General features: G+C 42.0%; 15 protein-coding genes. 12 read left to right on the top strand and 3 right to left on the bottom strand.

The genetic code is table 11. From position 1 onward, the window contains the following. Window positions 1–420: 420 nt before the first annotated feature. The 7 genes from PSF31_RS05015 (at window position 421) to PSF31_RS05045 (ending at window position 9,359) form a co-directional block, all read left to right on the top strand. The gene (locus tag PSF31_RS05015) at window positions 421–1,938 is read left to right on the top strand and encodes a class I adenylate-forming enzyme family protein (protein ID WP_096864442.1); all 1,518 of its coding nucleotides are present in this window, start codon (window positions 421–423) and stop codon (window positions 1,936–1,938) included. A gap of 67 nt (window positions 1,939–2,005) precedes the next feature. After that, window positions 2,006–3,574, top strand: coding sequence for an acyl CoA:acetate/3-ketoacid CoA transferase (locus PSF31_RS05020; RefSeq protein ID WP_094962384.1), 1,569 nt, complete (start codon window positions 2,006–2,008; stop codon window positions 3,572–3,574). Between the two features lie 26 nt (window positions 3,575–3,600). After that, complete coding sequence (gene fabG / locus PSF31_RS05025) at window positions 3,601–4,338, top strand: 3-oxoacyl-ACP reductase FabG (RefSeq protein ID WP_096864443.1); 738 nt, start codon at window positions 3,601–3,603, stop codon at window positions 4,336–4,338. 9 nt (window positions 4,339–4,347) lie between these two features. Then, the gene (locus PSF31_RS05030) at window positions 4,348–5,532 is read left to right on the top strand and encodes a thiolase family protein (RefSeq protein WP_096864444.1); all 1,185 of its coding nucleotides are present in this window, start codon (window positions 4,348–4,350) and stop codon (window positions 5,530–5,532) included. A gap of 120 nt (window positions 5,533–5,652) precedes the next feature. Further along, window positions 5,653–6,993, top strand: coding sequence for an MFS transporter (locus PSF31_RS05035; protein ID WP_004259371.1), 1,341 nt, complete (start codon window positions 5,653–5,655; stop codon window positions 6,991–6,993). A 33-nt stretch (window positions 6,994–7,026) separates the two neighbouring features. Continuing rightward, a complete protein-coding gene (locus PSF31_RS05040) occupies window positions 7,027–8,190 on the top strand; it encodes a glycerate kinase (RefSeq protein WP_096864445.1) in 1,164 nt (387 codons plus the stop codon). A gap of 14 nt (window positions 8,191–8,204) precedes the next feature. After that, on the top strand, window positions 8,205–9,359 hold the full coding sequence (locus PSF31_RS05045; RefSeq protein ID WP_004259365.1) for a CdaR family transcriptional regulator: 1,155 nt from the start codon (window positions 8,205–8,207) through the stop codon (window positions 9,357–9,359). Between the two features lie 12 nt (window positions 9,360–9,371). Here PSF31_RS05045 and narL read toward each other — a convergent pair whose 3' ends face one another. Both narL and narX read right to left on the bottom strand, forming a co-directional pair. Continuing rightward, complete coding sequence (narL, locus tag PSF31_RS05050) at window positions 9,372–10,028, bottom strand: two-component system response regulator NarL (protein ID WP_004259360.1); 657 nt, start codon at window positions 10,026–10,028, stop codon at window positions 9,372–9,374. A gap of 21 nt (window positions 10,029–10,049) precedes the next feature. Continuing rightward, window positions 10,050–11,792, bottom strand: a complete 1,743-nt coding sequence (gene narX, locus PSF31_RS05055; RefSeq protein ID WP_096864446.1) for a nitrate/nitrite two-component system sensor histidine kinase NarX — start codon at window positions 11,790–11,792, stop codon at window positions 10,050–10,052. 331 nt (window positions 11,793–12,123) lie between these two features. Between narX and PSF31_RS05060 the strand changes: the two genes are divergently transcribed. The 5 genes from PSF31_RS05060 (at window position 12,124) to narI (ending at window position 20,287) form a co-directional block, all read left to right on the top strand. Continuing rightward, window positions 12,124–13,524, top strand: a complete 1,401-nt coding sequence (locus PSF31_RS05060; protein WP_094962389.1) for a NarK family nitrate/nitrite MFS transporter — start codon at window positions 12,124–12,126, stop codon at window positions 13,522–13,524. A gap of 67 nt (window positions 13,525–13,591) precedes the next feature. Next, on the top strand, window positions 13,592–17,353 hold the full coding sequence (locus PSF31_RS05065) for a nitrate reductase subunit alpha (protein ID WP_096864447.1): 3,762 nt from the start codon (window positions 13,592–13,594) through the stop codon (window positions 17,351–17,353). Beyond that, window positions 17,353–18,894, top strand: a complete 1,542-nt coding sequence (gene narH, locus PSF31_RS05070) for a nitrate reductase subunit beta (protein WP_004259350.1) — start codon at window positions 17,353–17,355, stop codon at window positions 18,892–18,894. The genes PSF31_RS05065 and narH overlap by 1 nt, the downstream gene beginning before the upstream one ends. Further along, window positions 18,891–19,613, top strand: coding sequence for a nitrate reductase molybdenum cofactor assembly chaperone (gene narJ / locus PSF31_RS05075; protein ID WP_096864448.1), 723 nt, complete (start codon window positions 18,891–18,893; stop codon window positions 19,611–19,613). Before narH ends, narJ begins: the two co-directional genes overlap by 4 nt. Continuing rightward, window positions 19,610–20,287: a respiratory nitrate reductase subunit gamma gene (gene narI / locus PSF31_RS05080; protein WP_004259342.1), complete on the top strand. Its 678-nt coding sequence runs from the start codon at window positions 19,610–19,612 to the stop codon at window positions 20,285–20,287. The genes narJ and narI overlap by 4 nt, the downstream gene beginning before the upstream one ends. Window positions 20,288–20,403: 116 nt before the next feature. On the opposite strand, the gene PSF31_RS05085 is transcribed toward narI, so the two are convergent. Further along, complete coding sequence (locus PSF31_RS05085; protein ID WP_228677404.1) at window positions 20,404–21,186, bottom strand: IclR family transcriptional regulator; 783 nt, start codon at window positions 21,184–21,186, stop codon at window positions 20,404–20,406. Between the last annotated feature and the right edge of the window lie 140 nt (window positions 21,187–21,326).

Raw genomic sequence — 21,326 nt, forward strand, 5'->3', positions numbered from 1 at the left:
AGCAATCTGTCGTGAATTCTCCACTGTTTTTATCATATTTGCTTTGGTGGGTAGGATAAATAGCACAGAGTGCAAGAACACATAGGGGATAAACGAAAGAGTTAATTATTAGTTCTAAACTATTTTTGGGTTTATGAGTAATTGTATATACGCACAATGATGACCGAGCTATTCATAGGAATTTATATGTTTTTTGAGATGGCTTGATAATAACAAAAGGTAAATATGTTCATTTGCAATAAAAACCAGAGCTTAAAATGAGACTTAAGTTAAAAATTTGTTAACAATCGAATTGTGCAGATCACTAATTCAAATAAAAAAAGGGTGTGAATAATTTGTGAAGATTGGCACTAATTTATCGGAGTGTATTTTATACATTGATAGCATATCAGTCATATTCAGGTGTATCGGAGTGTGTCCATGCTTGCGCCAAATTCAAACATCTACCAAAGCTTATTACAGAGAGCAAAAGTGCAGCCAGACGCTGTTGCGATTGTATTTGAAGAGCAAAGTTGGAGTTATCACCAATTACTTGTGAAAGTAAACCAAACAATGTTGTGGCTAACAACCACCGTGCAGTTGAAAAAAGGCGATCGAATTGTACTTGGCTGGGGAAATACGATTGAGTTTTGCCAATTATTTTATGCCGCGGTAGGTCTGGGCATTCAGGTAATTCCCTTGAGTACCAAAATGAAAGAGTTTGAAGGTAAAGAGCATTTGTCTTGTATTAATGCAGATGCTGTTTTTTGGGATGATACATATCAACCATGGTTAGCACAGCTCAGTGCAAAAGGGGTGAGTCTTTCTCAGTGGCGTAATGTAATATTCACTGATGAAATTAATTTTATTAACCAAGTTAATGAAGAAGACCCTGCTGTTATAATATTTACCTCGGGTACAACAGGGGCGCCAAAAGGTGCGGTGATCACGCATAAAAATATATTGTCTGCAGTATATGCCTATCAGGAAACATTAAAGCTATCTGAACACGATAAAACAATTTTAGCAGTGCCGATTTATCATATTACTGGCCTCTCTGCTATTTTGGCGTTATTTATCCATATTGGTGGGACGATTTATCTTCATAAAAAATTCAATGCAAAAGATATTATTTCAACAATTGCAAAAGAAAAAATAACATTTTTACATGGTTCTCCAACAGTATTTATATTGTTAATTCAGAAAATAAAAGAAAATAAAAGCATTAACCTAGAAAGATTTAATTCATTAAAAATGATTGCTTGTGGTGCAGGGCATTTAAATGAAGGTACGATTAAAGAGCTTTCTTATATATTTGCTAAAACATCCATTCATTCTATTTATGGTTTGACTGAAACCTCTTCACCAGCAACTGTATTTCGTGAAGATATTCGTTATAGCGATAAGAAGTCTAGCTCTGGTACACCAGTTCCTGGGTTACAGGTGACCATACGTAATGATAAAGGTGAAAATCTTCCCGCGAACTGCACAGGTAATATTTGGGTTAAGGGGGATGTTGTTATCCAACGTTATTGGCCGGATAGTCCTGCGAATACCACATCATTTAATGATGGTTGGTTTTTCACAGGGGATATTGGCTATATGGATAATGATGGTTTTCTTTATATTCAAGATAGAATTAAAGATATGATTAACCGTGGTGGTGAAAAAATATATTCTATTGAAGTCGAGGATTTAATTTCTAATTATCCAGGAGTTAATGAGGTCGCTGTTATTCCAATTGAAAGCACAATTTATGGTGAAGAACCCATTGCATTTATTATTCCTGAGAATCAAGTGTGTTTAACCAGTAAAGAAATTATTGAGTGGTTAAAAGATAGGGTGCCAACGTATAAAGTTCCAGTAAGAATTATGTTTACGCGTAACTTCCCTAGAACTTGGAATGGGAAAATAAGCAAGAAAGATTTGAAATTACGATATTACTCTTTAAATAACTAAAATATAAATTAGTTTTTAATTAATCAAAAAGGGGCTATGAAATATTAGCCTTCAGGTAGGTTTTATCATGAATAATAAATTTATTTCTAAACAAGATGCCGCTAAATTAATTAATAATGGCGATACAATTTGTACTGTGGGAATGACATTAACCAGTGCTGCTGAATCTATTTTATCAGCAATTGAGCAACGCTTTTTATCCGAGGGTACACCAAATCAATTAACACTGGTTCACGCAGCTGGGCAATGTAACCGTATTCGAGGGAATCAACACTTTGCCCATGAAGGGATGGTGAAACGGATTATTGGTTCCCATTGGGGGCTAGCACCTCGATGGATGCAAATGATTAATGACAACCAAGTTGAAGCATATTGCCTCCCTCAAGGGCAAATGGTGCATTTATATGGTGCAATGGCCGCGGGCTTACCGGGGCGCTTATCCAAAGTAGGGTTAGGAACATTTATCGACCCTGACCTTGAAGGCGGTAGGATGAACGCTAAAACGTTGGTACTTCCCCCTTTGGTTGAAAAAGTGAATTTCAAAGGGGAAGAATGGTTATGGTACCCAGAAATTCCCTTAGATGTGGTGGTGATCAGAGGAACTCACGCTGATAGTAAAGGCAACCTCACCACCGATGAAGAAGCCATGGCCCTAGAGGTCTTGCATGCGGTACTGGCGGCTAAACGCTTTGGTGCCAAAGTGATTGCACAAGTGAAATATTGCGTTGAAGAAGGGACTTTACATCCCAAGCGTGTCACTGTTCCTGCGAGCTTTATTGATCATATTGTCGTGTGTGATAACCCTGAAGAAGACCATCGCCAGTCTTCGAGCTGGTTTTTTGACCCAACGCTATGCGGTGATATTCGCACGCCTATCCAACAAACTACGCCATTACCTTTAGATATTCGCAAATTGATTGGGCGAATTGCATGTCGTTATCTATACGAAAACTGCGTGATTAACTTAGGAACGGGTATTCCAAACGATGTTATTGGCTCAATTATTCAGGAAGAAAATGCAACCAAGCGCGTCGATATCACCGTGGAGTCAGGGATTTGGGGGGGCGTCCAAGCAGGCGGTATTGATTTTGGCATAGGCCGTAACCTGTCAGCGATGATTAGTCACCAAGACCAAATGTTGTACTACAACGGTGCAGGCGTTGATATCACGTATATGGGCGCAGGGGAAATGGATGCCAGTGGCCATGTCAATGCGACGTTGTTAGGCAATATTTGCCCTGGTGCAGGTGGGTTTATTGATATTACCCAAAATGCTCGACACGTGGTGTTTTGCTCAACGTTCACAGCAAAAGGGTTAGATATTCGTTGTGAAAATGGGCAATTAAATATTGTGCGGGAAGGGGATATTAGAAAGTTAGTTAACCAAGTACGGCAAATTTCATGGAATGCGGATGTCGCGCGAAATATTAACCAAACCATGCATTTTGTCACGGAACGTGCGGTGTTCACTTTAGGGGGAAAAACCCCGGTACTGGTTGAAATTGCCCCCGGTATTGACCTAGAGCGTGACATTCTTGCCCATATGGACTTCGTACCTGAAATTTCTCCTGATTTGAAAGTGATGTCTTCTTCACTATTTGAAGAAGCGCCTTTTGGACTGGTTTCGTATTTGTAGTTTCAATATTAAAGAGGAATTTATCCATGTTAGTAAAAGATAAAGTCGCCATTGTGACGGGTTCTGCAAGAGGTATTGGTTTTGCGATTGCTCAGGTACTTGCAGAAGAAGGGGCAAAAGTCGTTATTTCTGATTTAGCCATGTCATCAGGTGAAGAAAGTGCAAAACAGCTACAAGAGCAAGGCCATCAAGCCATTTTCATTCCTTGTGACATTGCCAAACGTGAAGAGGTAAATGCCTTATTTTCTAACGCATTAGCGCATTTTGGGGCGATTGATGTACTGGTAAATAATGCGGGGATCAACCGAGATGGCATGCTGCATAAATTAACGGAAGATGATTGGGACAAAGTGATTGATATCAATCTGAAAGGGACATTTAACTGCATGCAAGAGGCGGCAAAGCTAATGCGTGAACAAGGAAATGGCCGAATTGTCAATATTTCCTCGGCAAGTTGGCTTGGGAATGTTGGGCAAGCCAACTATGCCGCATCCAAAGCTGGGGTTATTGGCCTGACTAAAACGGCTTGTCGTGAACTCGCCCGTAAAGGGGTCACAGTCAATGCGATTTGCCCAGGGTTTATTGATACGGATATGACCCGTGGTGTGCCTGAAAAAGTGTGGGACATCATGATCAGCAAGATACCTGCGGGTTTTGCAGGAGATCCGCGCGATGTTGGCCAATGTGTTGCATTTTTAGCCTCTGATAAAGCGCGTTATATCAATGGCGAAGTAATCAATGTTGGCGGCGGAATGGTGTTATAGGGGGAAATAATGAAACAAGCGAATGATATTGTCATTGTGAGTGGTGTGAGAACGGCAATTGGCACGATGGGGGGAAGTTTTGCAAATACGCATCAACATGACCTCGGGGCGGTGGTTATCCGTGAAGCCGTGAAAAGAGCTGGAATTGCTCCCGAAGATGTTGATGAAGTCATTGTGGGTAATGTTGGGCAAATCGCAGAAAGTGGTTTTATCGCTCGTATTTGCCAACTGCGAGCAGGGTTACCAAAAGAAACCACCGCTTATTCTGTTAACCGCCAATGTGGTTCAGGGCTACAAGCGTTAGCCGATGGCATGATGTTGTTGCAGACCGGCCAATCAGATGTTGTGGTGGCGTGTGGTACTGAAAATATGACAATGCTGCCGTACTACTTACGCAAAGCGCGCTATGGCTACCGCATGGGAAATGATGTACTGGAAGATGGGTTAACGTCCATCCTAACTTGGCCAGAAGGCCCTTACCACAACGGAATGACGGCAGAAAATGTTGCAGAGCAGTTCAATATTACCCGTGAAGAAATGGATGATTTTGCATGGGATAGCCAGCAAAAAGCGTTAAAAGCGATTCAAGCCGGTTATTTTTCTGACCAAATATTACCAGTAGAAATACCCGAAGGCCGTAAAGGTATACGTATTTTTGATACCGATGAACATCCGCGTGATACACCACGTGAAAAATTAGCAAAATTGCGCCCTGCATTTAAAACTGATGGTGTGATTACGGCAGCAAACTCTTCAGGTATCAATGATGGTGCTGCGGCATTAGTGATGATGCGTCGTGAAGAAGCGGAAAAACGTGGTCTGAAGCCAAGAATGAAAGTGGTCGATTGGGCTGTAGCAGGTTGTGAAGCGGCCATTATGGGCTTTGGACCCGCGCCAGCAACCCGTCGATTAATGGAAAAGCTCAAAATGGATGTAAAAGACATTGATTTAATTGAGCTAAATGAAGCATTTGCTGCACAAGCCATTGCAGTTATGAATGATTTGTCTCTTGATAGCACTAAAGTGAATGTGAATGGTGGGGCAATTGCTCTGGGTCATCCAGTGGGTGCCAGTGGGGCTATTTTACCTGTGAAGTTAATGTATGAAATGGAACGCCGTCAGGTTACTACCGGGTTAGTGACTATGTGTATCGGTGGTGGTCAAGGGATATCAATGTTGTTCGAAAGAGAATAAGAAAAGCTGCAAGCAGAAAGCCCGACGTGGGGCGTCGGGCTGTTGCTGAAGTAAAACAACAGGTATGTCACTTATTGCCAAGAGCCGTACCTGTTTCACTACAACATGAGGATCTTATCTATGTTTTCTACAAATGCAAAGTTAGATTATGTGGCTCAGGGGAAAAAAACCAACGCAAAGATATACCGTAACCTGATGCCGTTGTTGATTTTAGCGTACATTATTAGCTTTATTGACCGAACAAATATTGGCATGGCAAAAAATGCGATGTCGATTGATTTAGGATTATCTGCAACCGCGTTTGGTATTGGTGCGGGGCTTTTTTTCTTAACCTACTCGATTCTTGAGATCCCAAGTAATTTGATAATGGAGAAAGTAGGCGCGCGTTTTTGGATCACGCGGATCATGATCACTTGGGGGTTATTATCTGCGGCGATGGCGTTTGTGACAGGGCCGACTTCTTTTTATATCTTGCGGTTATTACTGGGAGCGGCTGAAGCGGGCTTATATCCTGGGGTTATTCTATATATGACATATTGGTTTAGCCAAGAAGAACGGGCTAAAGCAACAGGGTTATTTTTACTTGGGGTTTGTCTTGCAAATATTATTGGGGCGCCGCTGAGTGGTTTATTGCTGAGTATGGATGGCTTATTAGGCTTCCATGGTTGGCAATGGATGTTTGTTATTGAAGGCTTGCCAGCAGTTATCCTAGCATTTGTTGTGTGGTTCGTGTTGCCGAATAAACCAGAAGATGCAAAATGGTTAGATGAAGATGATCGGAATTATATTAAATATAAACATGATCAAGACAAAAACAGTATTAGTGTGAGTAACAGTAAATTCTCACTCAAGGCGGCATTTAAGAATAAAGCCTTTATGATGATTGTTGCTATCTATTTTACTCACCAGTTCTCGGTCTATGGTTTAAGTTATTTTTTACCGACTATTATCGGTGAATATGGCAAATTAACACCTATTCAAATCGGCTTATTAACAGCGATTCCATGGATTTCAGCCGCAATTGGTGGCATTTTTGTCGCGAGAAAAGCTAATACACCGCGTCGTTCATCACGTATTTTAATTTCAGGTTATGCAGTAATGGCCGTAGGGTTAGTGATTGGTGCACTGGGTGGCCCAGTTGTCGGTTTAATTGGCTTTTGCTTAACGGCATTTATGTTTTTTGTGGTTCAATCGATTATTTTCTCGCTTCCTCCGACTTATATGAGTGGCAGCATGTTAGCGGGAAGTTTGGCACTATTGAACTGCTTAGGGCTGTTTGGCGGCTTCCTTGGCCCGTTCATTCTTGGCTTTTTTGAAGATTATACAGGAACAGCCACTTCTGGATTATGGTTTGGTGTCGGTTTGCTAGTTATCGGAACGATTATTGCGTCACGAGTGAATACTAACGGTATGAGCGAAGCTGAGCCATTACAAGTATCGACTTCAGTGGAAAGCAAATAATTCAACATCGCCATTTACAATAGGAAAGTCTGCATGAAAATTGTTATCGCACTTGATTCCTTTAAAGGAAGTTGTTCTGCAAGGTTAGCATGCCAAGCCGTTGCTGAGGGTTTCAAGCGTGTATCCTCTGAGTTAGATATGACGTTATTACCCATATCTGATGGCGGAGAAGGTTTGTTGGAGTCACTAGAGAATAGCCCCGCGCTTTCTGGTGTAACACCTTACATTTTTAGCTGTACTGGGCCTTATGGTAGTAAGGTTGATGCAGGGTTATTAGTATTGGAGGGAAAAACCGCTTTTATCGAAATGGCGCAATGTTGTGGGCTGGAACTCGTTCAACGTGAGCATCGTCGAGTTGAAAATGCCTCAACTTATGGCTTGGGTGAAATGGTCAAGCATGCACTCGATATGGGTTGTTCTCGTATTGTTATCGGGATAGGAGGAAGTGCAACTAATGATGGTGGTGCTGGGTTTGCTCAAGCATTGGGTGCTCAGTTTTACGATAAAAATTCTCAGCTTATTGAGACGCCAATTTGCGGAAAAGACCTCATTAATATTGCAAAGATTGATTTTGATAAATTTGACTCGCGAGCCGCTAAGGTTGAATTTAATGTCTCTTGCGATGTTGAAAATCCTTTATTAGGCAAAAATGGTGCGACTTATGTTTATGGTCCCCAAAAGGGGGCCGACCAAGCCACACTTGACCAGCTTGAAATTGGGATGGCTCACTATGCGAAATTAATGTCAGCAATAACGGGAAAAGATGTTTCACTGGAGGCTGGCAGTGGTGCAGCGGGTGGATTAGGTGCGGGGCTTCGTTGGTTTGTTTCGGCAAAGCTCGAAAAAGGAATCGATCTCGTTTTGGGACTCCTTGGCGCAAAATCTTATATTCAACAAGCGGATTTAGTCATTGTAGGAGAGGGGCGGCTTGACAGTCAAAGTGCGAATGGTAAGGCTCCTGTGGGAGTGGCTCGTATGGCCAGTCATTATGGTGTGCCTGTCATTGCGCTTTGTGGGGGGTATAGTGAAGATAGCCGTATCTTATTCCAACATGGCATTACCGCAATGTGGTCGCTTTGTCCGGGGCCAGTTTCCCTTGAGCAAGCCATGACAAATGGTGAACGTTATTTGGCAGATACAGCAGAAAATTTGCTGCGTACCGTACTCGCAAATCCGAATACGCAAATAAAACCCTAAAGTGAGGCGGTAATATGCTACTGACTGAAAAACTAGCCAATGATATTGTCACGCGTGCAATGGGAATTATCCATCACAACGTCAATGTGATTAATAGTCAGGGCGTGATTATCGCTTCAGGTGAAAAAAAGCGTATTGGTGAAACCCATGAAGCCGCAGTGGAAGTGATCCGCTGCGGCAAACGGATCACCATCTACAATGAAAATGAAGCACGAGCTTATTCGAATGTGGCACCGGGGATAAACCATCCGATTGTTGTGGCTGATAAAGTGGAATTAGTGATTGGCGTGAGTGGTGACCCTGTTGTGATCCAGCGTTATGCCGAGCTCGCTATACTGACGGCTGAGCTGCTAATTCAACAAGAAATTGAGCGGCGTAGTATTAACTGGCAGCATCGTTTGCGTGACATGCTATTTGTCCAGTTTATAGAAAGCACAACGCCAGCACAGGGGCGCAGTGCATTACTAAAATTACATAATTCCGGTTTTGCGTTCACTTTACCGACTATTCCTGTGATTATTAATATTGAAGCTATTCAGTACCGCCCTGAAATACTCGATACGATCATTACTGAATTATCAGCTATGGAAAAAAGTGATGTGTTATTACTCAATAGCCGCGAAATTTTGATGCTATTCCCATCAACGCATTATCAAAATGAATCGTTTATTTCTAATCTTCATTTCATTCTAGATAGCCAGCTTAGCCAATATTATATTGGTGTTGGTGTTCAGGCAGATACGCAAGAACATGTGAGGGATGCAGTACATTTTGCACGTTCAGTTATTGAAGTTGGACGGCTAACGGTTCCCGATAAACAAGTCTTTTTATTTAAAGAAATGGCATCTTTATGCCTCTTTAATGAATTGGAAAATAGCTATCTATTTAATTTCTTTTTAGATATTTGCCATAAAATATTGTTGCATGATTCGGGCGATATTTTGCTTGAAACCCTTGAGCTGTTTTTATCGCAAAATGGCGAAATAGGTAGCACCGCGCAGCAATTAGGCATTCACAGAAATACATTAAGTTATCGGTTACAACAAATTAAAAAGCAAACCAGTTTGGACCCGACAAGGTTTACGGATCTCATTCAGTTATCTGTTGCGATGCATGGCTACCGTCGACGTTACCCAAAACAACAGCCATGGCTCGATGCATTAAGTTAAGGAGCAGTATCATTACTTTTGTTGTAAAACCCAAATAGCGGCTTCAACGCGCGATTTTAAATTAAGTTTCTTTAGTAAGTGCTTGACATGGACTTTGACGGTGCTCTCTGTGATTTGTAATTTATTCGCAATCATCTTATTTGATAGCCCCTGTGAGATTAAATCTAAGATATGGGTTTCTCTTGGGGTTAGTGCTGATAGATTATGCTCTGTAGGGGCTCGGTTATCTCTTAAAGATTCAGCTAAAATGGAAGCGAGCGTTGGGCTAACGACCATTTTACCACTTGCGGCTTCTTTTAATGCAATAATTAATTTTTCAGGCTCCATGTCTTTGAGTAAATAGCCATCAGCACCTCGTTTTAACGCATTAATTAAGTCTTCGCCATAATTGGACACCGTAAATAAGATAATACGGCCCGAAAGTTCGCGGTTACGTAAGTTATCGAGTACTTCAAAGCCATTCATACTAGGCATATTGAGATCTAATAGGATTAAATCTGGGTCTTGTTCTTCCGCAATTTTAATACCCGTTATTCCATCGTCTGCTTCACCAATTACCTTTAATGTGGGTTCTAAACTAATTAATTGTTTAACACCATTACGTAGCATCGGGTGGTCATCAATCAGTAAAATGGTAGATTGCCCAGTCAGTTTATTTTCATTTTTCATTAATGAGTTACTCCAATTTAATTAAGCCACAGTCAGTGGAAATGCGACATTAACAATAGTGCCACCTTGAACTCTTGGGGAAATTTGATATTTCCCATTTAGGCTTAGCGTTCTTTCTCTCATAATAATCAATCCATAATGGTTATTTTTTGTTGGCTGAGGCTGAATACCTTCCCCATTATCTTCTATTGTCATGGTGATTAATCCGTTATTTTCGATTAATGAGACTTGTGACCAGTTCGCATTAGCATGTTTGAGAATATTGCTTAAAGCTTCTCGGATTATCTGGATAATATGAATAGATTGATGTGGAGAGAGGCTTTTGGCTGGAATTTGGTAATTTAATCCAATTTGAAAACCAAGGCGCTGACTGAATTCTTGGATTGTGCTTTCTAAGGCAGGGAATAGGCCTGGTTCAGTTAATTTTAGTCTGAAGGTTGTTAAAAGCTCACGTAATTGACTATAAGCGGAATTTATTTCATTGCGCATTTCGTTTAATAGTTCTTGGTGCTTAGTTGGCAATGTTTTAGGTTGCATTTGCAGATAACTAATTTGCATTTTGAGGCAAGATAATGATTGTGCGATGGAATCATGCAATTCTCTCGCAATCGCCGATCGTTCATCCATAATCAGTAACTGCTGTTGTTGCTCTAATTGGTGCTCCATCGCTAGCATTCCAGCGATTTGTTTAACTAGCATCAGCACTAAATTATTTTGTTCTTCAGATAATGGCTGGTTTATATCCATTTCAGCTAAAATTATGCCATAACGCTGTAAATTATCAGAAATCTCCCATGATATTACTTTAAGGTGTTCAGCCATCTTGGGTGAATTGAGAGAGTGCTCCTCGTTTTCTGGGCAATGAATTTCATGAAAGCAGGCATCATTGTTTTCTTCGTATAGCCTCAATCTAATATTTTGCAGTGGTATTAAGCTTTTAAGCTCAAATAACACTTTTTCTAACCTTATTGATAGTGGCCCAATGGCATGTAGGGTTCGATTAGATTGGTATAAATAGAGTAATACTTTATTTTTCTTTTGCAGATCGGCGGTTTTTTCGATAACTCGAGATTCTAATTGATGGTAACTCTGTGCGAGCTCATCCGACATTTGATTTAACGTATGGCCCAGTGAATTTAGCTCATCTTGTTTTTTGCCTACAGGAAAGCGCTGACTAAAGTCTTGGTGACTAATCGCGTTCACCATATGAAGTAACTTAAGCCAAGGTGTATAAATTTTCTTTCTAAAATGGCAGATAGCAAAAATAAGTAGCAATGAAACGAGGCCAATAAATACCATTTGAGTGATTGCTACATAGGTTATTTTTCGTTCTGTTTTTTCATCAATATTACGAACTAATGCATCGAGTTTATTAACAAAGGTAACGACCGCGAGACGTGCATCATTAGGAGAAACTGCATGGTTAAGAGCAGGTTTTAATTCTGTAACCCAATATTGATAAAGCTCAGCAAATTGCGGATTTAAATCTTCTATATCGACAACTTGTGTTAGTTCATTGCTTAATAAATTTTTTTCAAGCTCACTAACATATACGTCAGAATATTGGTTGAGTGGCACTAATGAAAGTAAATGATAACTTTGCATCCGCAATGAGCCTGATTTATTTATTGCATGTGCATTTCCTTGCACACTAATAATCATACTATTTGAAATTGTCATGCCAATAATACCGAGTACGGCAATCAATAGCATTAAACCAATAACTTGGTTAATGATTGAAAATCGGTGATAAGCAATAGACATAAATGATCCTTTCTACTCTATACGTTTATTTATTATTTTTGATAACGTAGATATTGTTTCTCTATTATATAAAATTGAATATGCCACTTCGGTATTACTCCTTAATATCCCATTGAATTATTCGCTTTAAATTTCAACAAATAAAATTACCGGGCAATGATTTTTTTTGTTTTAATTCAATTAATTATTGTTTTGTACTCCTAATACTCCTCTAGTGGTTAACGAGAAAAATCACGCATATTTCATTTAAATCTCTCTTGATTTAGATCAGCTTCACGGTGGTCTATTCGCCACACACTGCGAGCAGAAATTGTATTTATCGGGGTGATTTATGTCTCAACGAGATAATGTTAATAGTGTAGCTGCACAGTCAAATAATGGTGTTATACAGGATTGGCGTCCTGAAGATACTCGGTTTTGGCAGCAAACAGGGCAGCGTATTGCCAATCGTAATTTATGGATTTCTATTCCATGTTTATTGCTTGCATTTTGCGTATGGATGTTATTTAGTGCAGTTGCGGTTAATTTAAATAAAGTGGGTTTTAATTTTACGACAGACCAATTATTTTTATTAACCGCATTACCTTCCGTTTCAGGTGCTTTATTAAGAGTCCCTTATTCATTCGTTATTCCTATTTTTGGTGGGCGCCGTTGGACTGCTATTAGTACGCTGTTTTTAGTGATCCCATGTATTTGGCTAGGTTATGCGATTCAAAACCCTGCCACGCCTTATCAAGTCTTTGTCATTATTTCCCTACTTTGTGGTTTTGCCGGCGCTAACTTTGCATCCAGCATGGCCAATATCAGCTTCTTTTTCCCTAAAGCTCGCCAAGGCGGTGCACTTGGCCTGAATGGTGGGCTAGGAAATTTAGGGGTCAGTGTCATGCAATTGGTGGCGCCTTTTATCGTTGGTGTTGGTGTATTTACTTTCGTTGGTGGGACTGGAGCAGCTCAGCCTGATGGCTCAACGTTGTGGTTAGAAAATGCCGCTTGGATTTGGGTGCCATTTCTACTGCTTTTTACGGTGATGGCTTGGTTTGGCATGAATGACTTAGCGGCTAATAAGGCATCTCTTAAAGCACAATTACCTGTTTTGAAACGTGGCCATCTATGGGTATTAAGCCTGTTATATCTGGCGACATTCGGCTCGTTTATCGGTTTTTCTGCTGGTTTCGCGATGTTATCGAAAACCCAGTTTCCAGACGTCATTATCTTGAAGTTTGCCTTTTTTGGCCCTTTCCTCGGTGCGTTAGCTCGCCCAGTCGGTGGCATGTTATCTGACCGTTTTGGTGGTGTGAAAGTCACATTACTGAACTTTGTGGTCATGGCTGTTTTCTCCGGCTTGCTGTTTTTTACGTTACCAGAAAACGGTCAAGGAGGCTCTTTCGGGGCGTTTTATGGCGTATTTATGGTGCTGTTTTTAACGGCAGGGCTAGGCAGTGGCTCAACCTTCCAAATGATTGCTGTTGTTTTTCGTAAATTAACCATGGACAAAGCCATCTTAAGAGGAGCTTCAGAGCAAGAAGCCCAAAAAGAGGCGGTAACAGAAAGTGCTGCAGCTTTAGGGTTTATCTCTGCTATTGGTGCAATAGGTGGCTTCTTTATTCCAAAAGCGTTCGGTACATCATTAACACTGACGGGTTCACCGGCAGATGCAATGAAAGTGTTTTTTATATTTTATCTTTCCTGTGTGTTTATCACGTGGCTGGTATATGGCCGTAAACACAAATAATAACAAGTCATAAAAATCAATTTTAGCAATGTACGGCGCCGGTCGCCGTCTCTTTGGAGGCAATCCGATGAGCAAGTTTTTAGATAGATTTCGGTATTTTAAGCAGTTGGGCGAAACCTTTTCAGGTGATCACGGGCAAGAGTTAAATGTAAACCGTGATTGGGAAGATGGTTATCGTAGCCGCTGGCAGCATGACAAAGTCGTGCGTTCCACCCATGGTGTCAATTGTACGGGCTCTTGTAGCTGGAAGATTTATGTCAAAAATGGGTTAGTGACTTGGGAAACTCAACAGACGGATTACCCACGAACTCGCCCTGATTTACCTGATCATGAGCCGAGAGGATGCCCTCGTGGTGCGAGTTACTCTTGGTATTTATATAGCGCAAACCGTGTTAAATACCCAATGATGCGTAAGCGCTTACTTAAACTATGGCGTGAAGCAAAAGCGGAGCAGCAAGACCCTGTTGCAGCGTGGCTATCTATTATCAATGACCCGCAGAAGGCACAAAGCTATAAACAAGCTCGTGGTCGTGGTGGTTTTGTTCGCTCAAGCTGGCAGGAGGTGAATGAACTGATTGCGGCAGCGAACGTCGCGACGATTAAAGAATTTGGTCCTGACCGCATTGTTGGCTTTTCACCAATTCCCGCGATGTCGATGGTTTCCTACGCCTCGGGTGCTCGCTATTTATCGTTAATTGGTGGCTCATGCTTAAGTTTTTATGACTGGTATTGTGACTTGCCACCTGCGTCACCCATGACGTGGGGCGAACAAACTGACGTACCTGAATCAGCGGATTGGTACAACTCGTCTTATATTATTGCTTGGGGTTCTAACGTACCGCAAACGCGTACGCCAGACGCACACTTTTTTGCAGAAGTGCGTTATAAAGGGACGAAAACGGTCGCGGTGACGCCAGACTACGCGGAAATTGCCAAATTATGTGACCATTGGTTGAACCCGAAACAAGGAACGGATAGCGCCATGGCAATGGCGATGGGGCATGTGATCCTCAATGAATTCCATGTAAAACGTGAAGCGGAATACTTCCGTGAATATGTGCGCACTTATACCGATATGCCGATGCTTGTCATGCTAGATAAGCGTGAAGATGGTTCTTATGCCGCAGGCCGCATGCTACGGGCATCTGATTTACATAATTCATTAGGCGAAGAAAAAAATGCCGAATGGAAAACTATTGCGATTGATGAAGAGACAGGTGAATTATGTGCTCCACAAGGTTCAATGGGATTCCGTTGGGATGGTGGCCAAAAATGGAATTTAGAACCGCGTGCTGGACAAGATGCACATAACATTAAAATGAAACTCAGCTTGGCAGATAGCCATGATGAATTTGTCGATGTTGGTTTTCCTTACTTTGGTGGCTTAGAAAGTGAGCACTTCCAGCATGTTGAACTTAAAGATGTTTTATTACATAAACTGCCCGCTAAACGTATTCAGTTAGCTGATGGTAGCGAATCATTGGTTACTAGTGTTTATGATTTAATGCTAGCGAACTACGGTATTGACCGTGGTTTTGGTGATGAAAACTGTGCGGTTGATTACGATGATATGAAAGCGTATTCACCTGCGTGGGCGGAAAAAGTCACAGGGGTTAGCCGCCAAAATATTATTCGCATAGCGCGTGAGTTTGCCGATACCGCAGAGAAAACCCATGGCCGTTCTATGGTGATTGTTGGCGCAGGGATTAACCATTGGTATCACATGGATATGACCTATCGTGCGATTATCAATATGTTGATTTTCTGTGGTTGCGTTGGGCAAAGCGGCGGTGGCTGGTCTCATTATGTTGGGCAAGAGAAATTACGGCCACAAACGGGTTGGTTACCTTTAGCCTTTGGTTTGGACTGGCAGCGCCCACCTCGCCATATGAATAGCACATCTTTCTTTTATAACCATTCAAGCCAATGGCGTTATGAAACAGTCGCAACAGAAGAGTTGTTATCGCCTCTAGCCGATAAGCAAGCCTTTAGCGGCAGTTTGGTTGATATGAATGTACGTGCAGAACGCATGGGGTGGCTGCCGTCAGCACCACAATTAAATGTCAACCCATTGAATATTGCGAAGAATGCACAAAGTGAAGGAATGTCACCCACTGATTATACTGTTAAACAGTTGAAAGAAGGGAATATTCGCTTTGCTTCAGAGCAACCTGATGACCCTCAAAATTTCCCACGAAATCTGTTTATTTGGCGTTCAAATTTATTGGGTTCCGCAGGGAAAGGCCATGAATATTTATTGAAATATTTATTGGGTACTGAAAATGGTATTCAAGGCAAAGACTTAGGCCAACAAGGCGGCGTCAAACCAGAAGAAGTGGAATGGCAAGATAAAGCGGCAGAAGGGAAAGTTGACTTAGTGGTGACTCTCGACTTCAGAATGTCGAGCACCTGCCTGTTCTCGGACGTTATTTTACCGACTGCTACTTGGTATGAAAAAGACGATATGAATACCTCGGATATGCATCCATTTATTCACCCATTATCAGCTGCAGTCGACCCAGCTTGGGAATCTAAAAGCGATTGGGAAATTTATAAGGGGATTGCCAAAGCATTTTCTGAGGTCAGCGTTGGTCACTTAGGCAAAGAAACGGATGTGGTGACGCTGCCGATTCAACATGATAGTGCAGCCGAGATGGCACAGCCTTTTGATGTTAGAGATTGGAAAAAAGGGCAATGCGAGCTTATTCCAGGGAAAACAGCGCCGCATATTATCTGTGTTGAGCGTGACTACCCAAATACTTATGCACGTTTTACCTCTCTTGGCCCATTGATGGATAAATTGGGTAATGGTGGTAAAGGGATCAATTGGGATACACAAGATGAAATTGATTTCTTGAAAAAACTCAATAAAACCCAGCCTGACGGTACCAATGCTGGGCGGCCAAAAATTGAAACGGCAATTGATGCCGCGGAAGTCATTTTAACACTTGCACCTGAAACCAATGGGCAAGTGGCAGTAAAAGCATGGGATGCATTAAGCAAAGTAACGGGCCGCGACCATACTCATCTTGCTCGTTATAAAGAAGACGAAAAAATCCGTTTTCGCGATATTGTTGCGCAGCCGCGTAAAATTATATCAAGCCCTACATGGTCAGGGCTGGAAGATGAACATGTTTCCTACAATGCCTGTTACACCAACGTGCATGAAATGATCCCATGGCGGACGCTCAGTGGTCGTCAGCAATTATATCAAGATCACGAATGGATGCGCGCCTTTGGGGAAAGCCTTGTGGTGTATCGCCCACCAATTGACACTCGAGCGGCTCAGCCACTTATGGGGAAAAAATCCAATGGATTCCCAGAAAAAGCACTGAACTTTTTAACACCGCACCAAAAATGGGGGATCCACTCTACTTACAGCGACAACTTATTAATGTTGACGTTAGGCCGCGGTGGCCCAGTTGTTTGGCTTAGCGAAGAAGATGCCCGCGAACTGGGTGTTGAAGATAACGATTGGGTTGAAGCTTTTAACAGTAATGGTGCATTAACCGCTAAAGCGATCGTTAGCCAACGTATTCCTGATGGCATGATCATGATGTACCACGCCCAAGAACGACTGATCAACTTACCAGGCTCTGAAATTACGGCTCAACGTAGCGGAATTCATAATTCTGTCACGCGTGTTTGCCCGAAACCTACGCATATGATCGGTGGCTATGCGCACCTTGCCTATAGCTTCAATTATTACGGAACAGTAGGTTCTAATCGTGATGAATTTGTGGTTGTTCGCAAAATGAAACAGGTTGACTGGCTGGATGGTGAAGGTGATGCCTACCAGCAGACCTTGAGCGGAAAGGAGAAAGCATAATGAAAATTCGTTCTCAAGTCGGCATGGTGCTAAACCTTGATAAATGTATTGGTTGTCACACTTGCTCAGTGACCTGTAAAAACGTGTGGACTAGCCGCGAAGGGGTAGAATACGCATGGTTTAATAACGTCGAAACCAAACCAGGTATTGGTTACCCCCATAATTGGGAAGACCAAGAAAAATGGAAAGGAGGCTGGATCCGCACCATTAAGGGTAAATTGGTTCCACGTATGGGGAACAAAGTTGGCGTTTTATCAAAAATCTTCGCTAACCCAGATGTACCTGCTTTGGATGATTATTATGAGCCGTTTAATTATGACTACGGCCATTTAAAAAATGCTAAAGAAGGCAAACACGTACCAACCGCGCGCCCTCGTTCATTAATTACGGGTGAGCGAATGAGTAACGTGAAAATGGGACCAAACTGGGAAGATGATTTAGGCGGCGAATTCGCCAAGCGAGCCCAAGATAAAAACTTTGAACATATTCAAAAAGAGATGTACGGGCAGTTTGAGAATACGTTCATGATGTATTTGCCACGCCTGTGTGAACATTGTTTAAACCCAGCTTGCGTCGCGACCTGCCCAAGTGGTGCAATTTATAAGCGCTCAGAAGACGGTATTGTTTTGATTGACCAAGACAAATGCCGTGGCTGGCGTATGTGCTTAACTGGTTGCCCGTATAAAAAAATCTATTTCAATTGGAAAAGCGGTAAATCAGAAAAATGTATTTTCTGTTACCCACGTATTGAGTCAGGCATGCCAACGGTTTGCTCTGAAACCTGTGTTGGTCGTATCCGCTATTTAGGGGTATTGCTGTATGACGCCGATAAAATTGAGTCAGCTGCCAGTGTCGAAAAGGAAACCGACCTTTACCAAAGCCAACTAGATGTTTTCCTTGATCCCCATGATCCAAAAGTGATTGAAGAAGCGCAAAAACAAGGGATCCCATTAAGTGTGATCGATGCGGCACAGAAATCTCCAGTGTACAAAATGGCGATGGAATGGCGCTTAGCTCTGCCATTACACCCTGAATACCGCACGTTACCAATGGTGTGGTATGTACCACCTTTGTCACCGATCCAGTCAGTGGCGGATTCAGGGCTATTAGCTAATAAAGGTGTATTGCCGGATGTCGAAAGTTTACGCATTCCAGTGCAATACCTTGCGAATTTGTTAACCGCAGGGGATACCGAACCGGTGTTATTGGCGTTAAAACGTATGTTAGCGATGCGCCATTTCAAACGGGCAGAAACCGTGGAAAACCAATGTGATACCAGTGCATTAGAGCAAGTCGGCTTAACACAAGCTCAGGCACAAGAAATGTACCGCTATTTAGCCATTGCTAACTATGAAGACCGTTTTGTCATTCCATCCAGTCATCGAGAATTGGCGCGTGAAGCATTCCCTGAAGCGAAAGCTTGTGGCTTTAGTTTTGGTGATGGTTGCCATGGCAGCGATAGCAAAGCGAATTTATTTAATAGCAGGCGCATTGACGCCATTGATATCACACCAAAAAATAATCAGGAGAAAGCACTATGATGACACTAAAAGTGATTTCTCGGTTATTGGAATACCCTTCGGAAGCGCTTTGGTTACATCGTGATGAGCTCATTGAAGCGCTAGAACAGGCTGATGAGCTGCCTGTCACACGGGCTGTTCAACTGATGGTGTTTGTGCGTGAGTATCTCAACGAAGACTTACTTGATATGCAGGCGCAATATTGTGAACTGTTTGATAGAGGGCGCGCGACATCATTATTGCTATTTGAGCATGTACATGGCGAATCCCGAGACCGAGGGCAAGCGATGGTTGATTTAATGGCTCAATATCAGCAACAGGGTTTGCAAATTGATTGCCGTGAATTACCCGATCATTTGCCCATTTATTTGGAATACCTCACGGCATTACCGACCGATGAAACTATCGAGGGGCTACAGGATATTGTGCCAATTTTAGCGCTGTTAGGGGAAAGGTTGAAACAGCGAGAAAGCCGTTTCTCTGTTTTATTTGATTTTTTACTTGAGCTTTCCCATAGCGACATTGCTGCGGAGCAATTAAGCAAACAAGTCGCAACCGAAGTACGGGATGATACCCCAGAGGCGCTAGATGCAGTTTGGGAAGAGGAGCAAGTGAAATTTTTTGCCGATGAAAAAACATGTGGTAGCGAAGTTGCAGCGCATCAACATCGCTTCGCCAATGCGGTGGTACCACAGTATTTGGATCTCAGTGTGGGCAGCCATGTAGGAGTTCAAAAATGAATTTTATCAATCAATTTTTCTTCGATATTTACCCCTATATCGCTGGGACGGTATTTATTGTCGGTAGTTGGTTACGTTACGATTACGGGCAATACACGTGGCGAGCGGGTTCCAGCCAAATGTTGGATAAAAAGAACATGCGTTTGGCATCAAACTTATTCCATTTGGGGATTATTGGGATTTTTGTCGGGCACTTTTTAGGTATGTTAACGCCTCATTGGATGTATGAATCTTTTCTGCCAATGCACATTAAGCAGTTAATGGCGATGATTGGTGGGGGATCAGCAGGTGTGATGATGTTAATTGGTGGCGCGATGCTATTGAAGCGCCGCCTGACAAACCCACGAGTGAGAGCAACTTCATCCTTTGGTGACATCATGATCTTAACCTTGCTGGTGGTGCAAGTTTGCTTAGGATTACTCACCATTCCATTCTCAGCACAACATATGGATGGTAGCGAAATGTTGAAATTAGTGGGATGGGCACAGTCTATTGTGACATTCCATTGGGGGGCATCCAATTACCTTGAAGGGGTTGGCATTGTTTTTAAACTGCATATTGTGTTGGGGATGACGATATTTTTACTCTTCCCATTCTGCCGTTTAGTGCACATTTGGAGTGCACCTATCGAATACCTGACTCGTCGGTATCAATTGGTGAGAAATCGCCATTAGGTTTGGGTTCCACAAGGAGGTGGGCCAGTACATTGCTTTTGTACAACTTGTTCTTGTGTAAACAACAAATATTGCTATTTTGGCGCCCCATCTCATAGGAGATGGGGTTTTTTGTTTTATTTAGTGTTGGTTGGCTCAATATAGCCAAGGCGGCGGGAAATCAGTAAGCAAACGTGGGCAAGTTCTTCATTAACACGGTCTATTTTGGAAACCATTCTGTGAGTCGGCCCAGCGACACTAATCGCGCCGATAATATTACCGGTATAATTAAATATCGGCCTTGCCACACAGGTGAGCCCTTCTTCATTTTCTTCATCATCTAAAGAAAAGCCTTTTAAACGAATATCAGCCAAAACTTCATACAGTTTCATGCGATCGATAACTGTTTTTTCAGTGTATTTGGTTAATGGTTTATCTAGTACAGCATCAATTTCTTCTAACGGCTGGAAGGCTAATAAAGCTTTCCCTATACCAGTACAATAAGCGGGTAGTCGAGCACCCAGTTTTGCGGAGGTTTGAATGGATAGCGTTCCTTCACTTTTATAGAGGTAGACCACATGGCCACTGTTATAAACCCCTAAAAAGCAAGTTTCAAACGTTGAACTCGACAACGTTTTTAAATAAGGGATTGAAACTTCAACTAAATTAACATTCATTAAGCCTTTAATGCCTAATTCGAGGCTTTTTAAGTCAAGGTTATAGCGTTCTGTAAGATGGTCTAAGCTGACATATTGACGCTCTTTTAGTGTTTCTAATACACGAAAAGCCGTGGTTTTTGGAATCTCCGTATTTTTGACCAATTCGGCCAAAGAAATTCCGTCAGAATGGTTACTAATCTCTTCAAGTATGGTCAGTACTCTGTCGATATTCGACGAGTTTGCTTGACTTTCTTTCGTCATCGTAGGTTCCTCACTCACGCTAAGCCCTCTCATTGTACTCATTTTTTAAACGTCGTTCCATTTTTACCTCGATGTTACCTTTTTCTCTGAAAAAACATGCAGTACGTAATGTATTGATCTTCATTGAGTTTGACTTTTTG

Origin of the sequence: Providencia sp. PROV156 (assembly GCF_028480905.1) — a bacterium.
Taxonomy (GTDB): Bacteria; Pseudomonadota; Gammaproteobacteria; order Enterobacterales; family Enterobacteriaceae; genus Providencia; species Providencia hangzhouensis.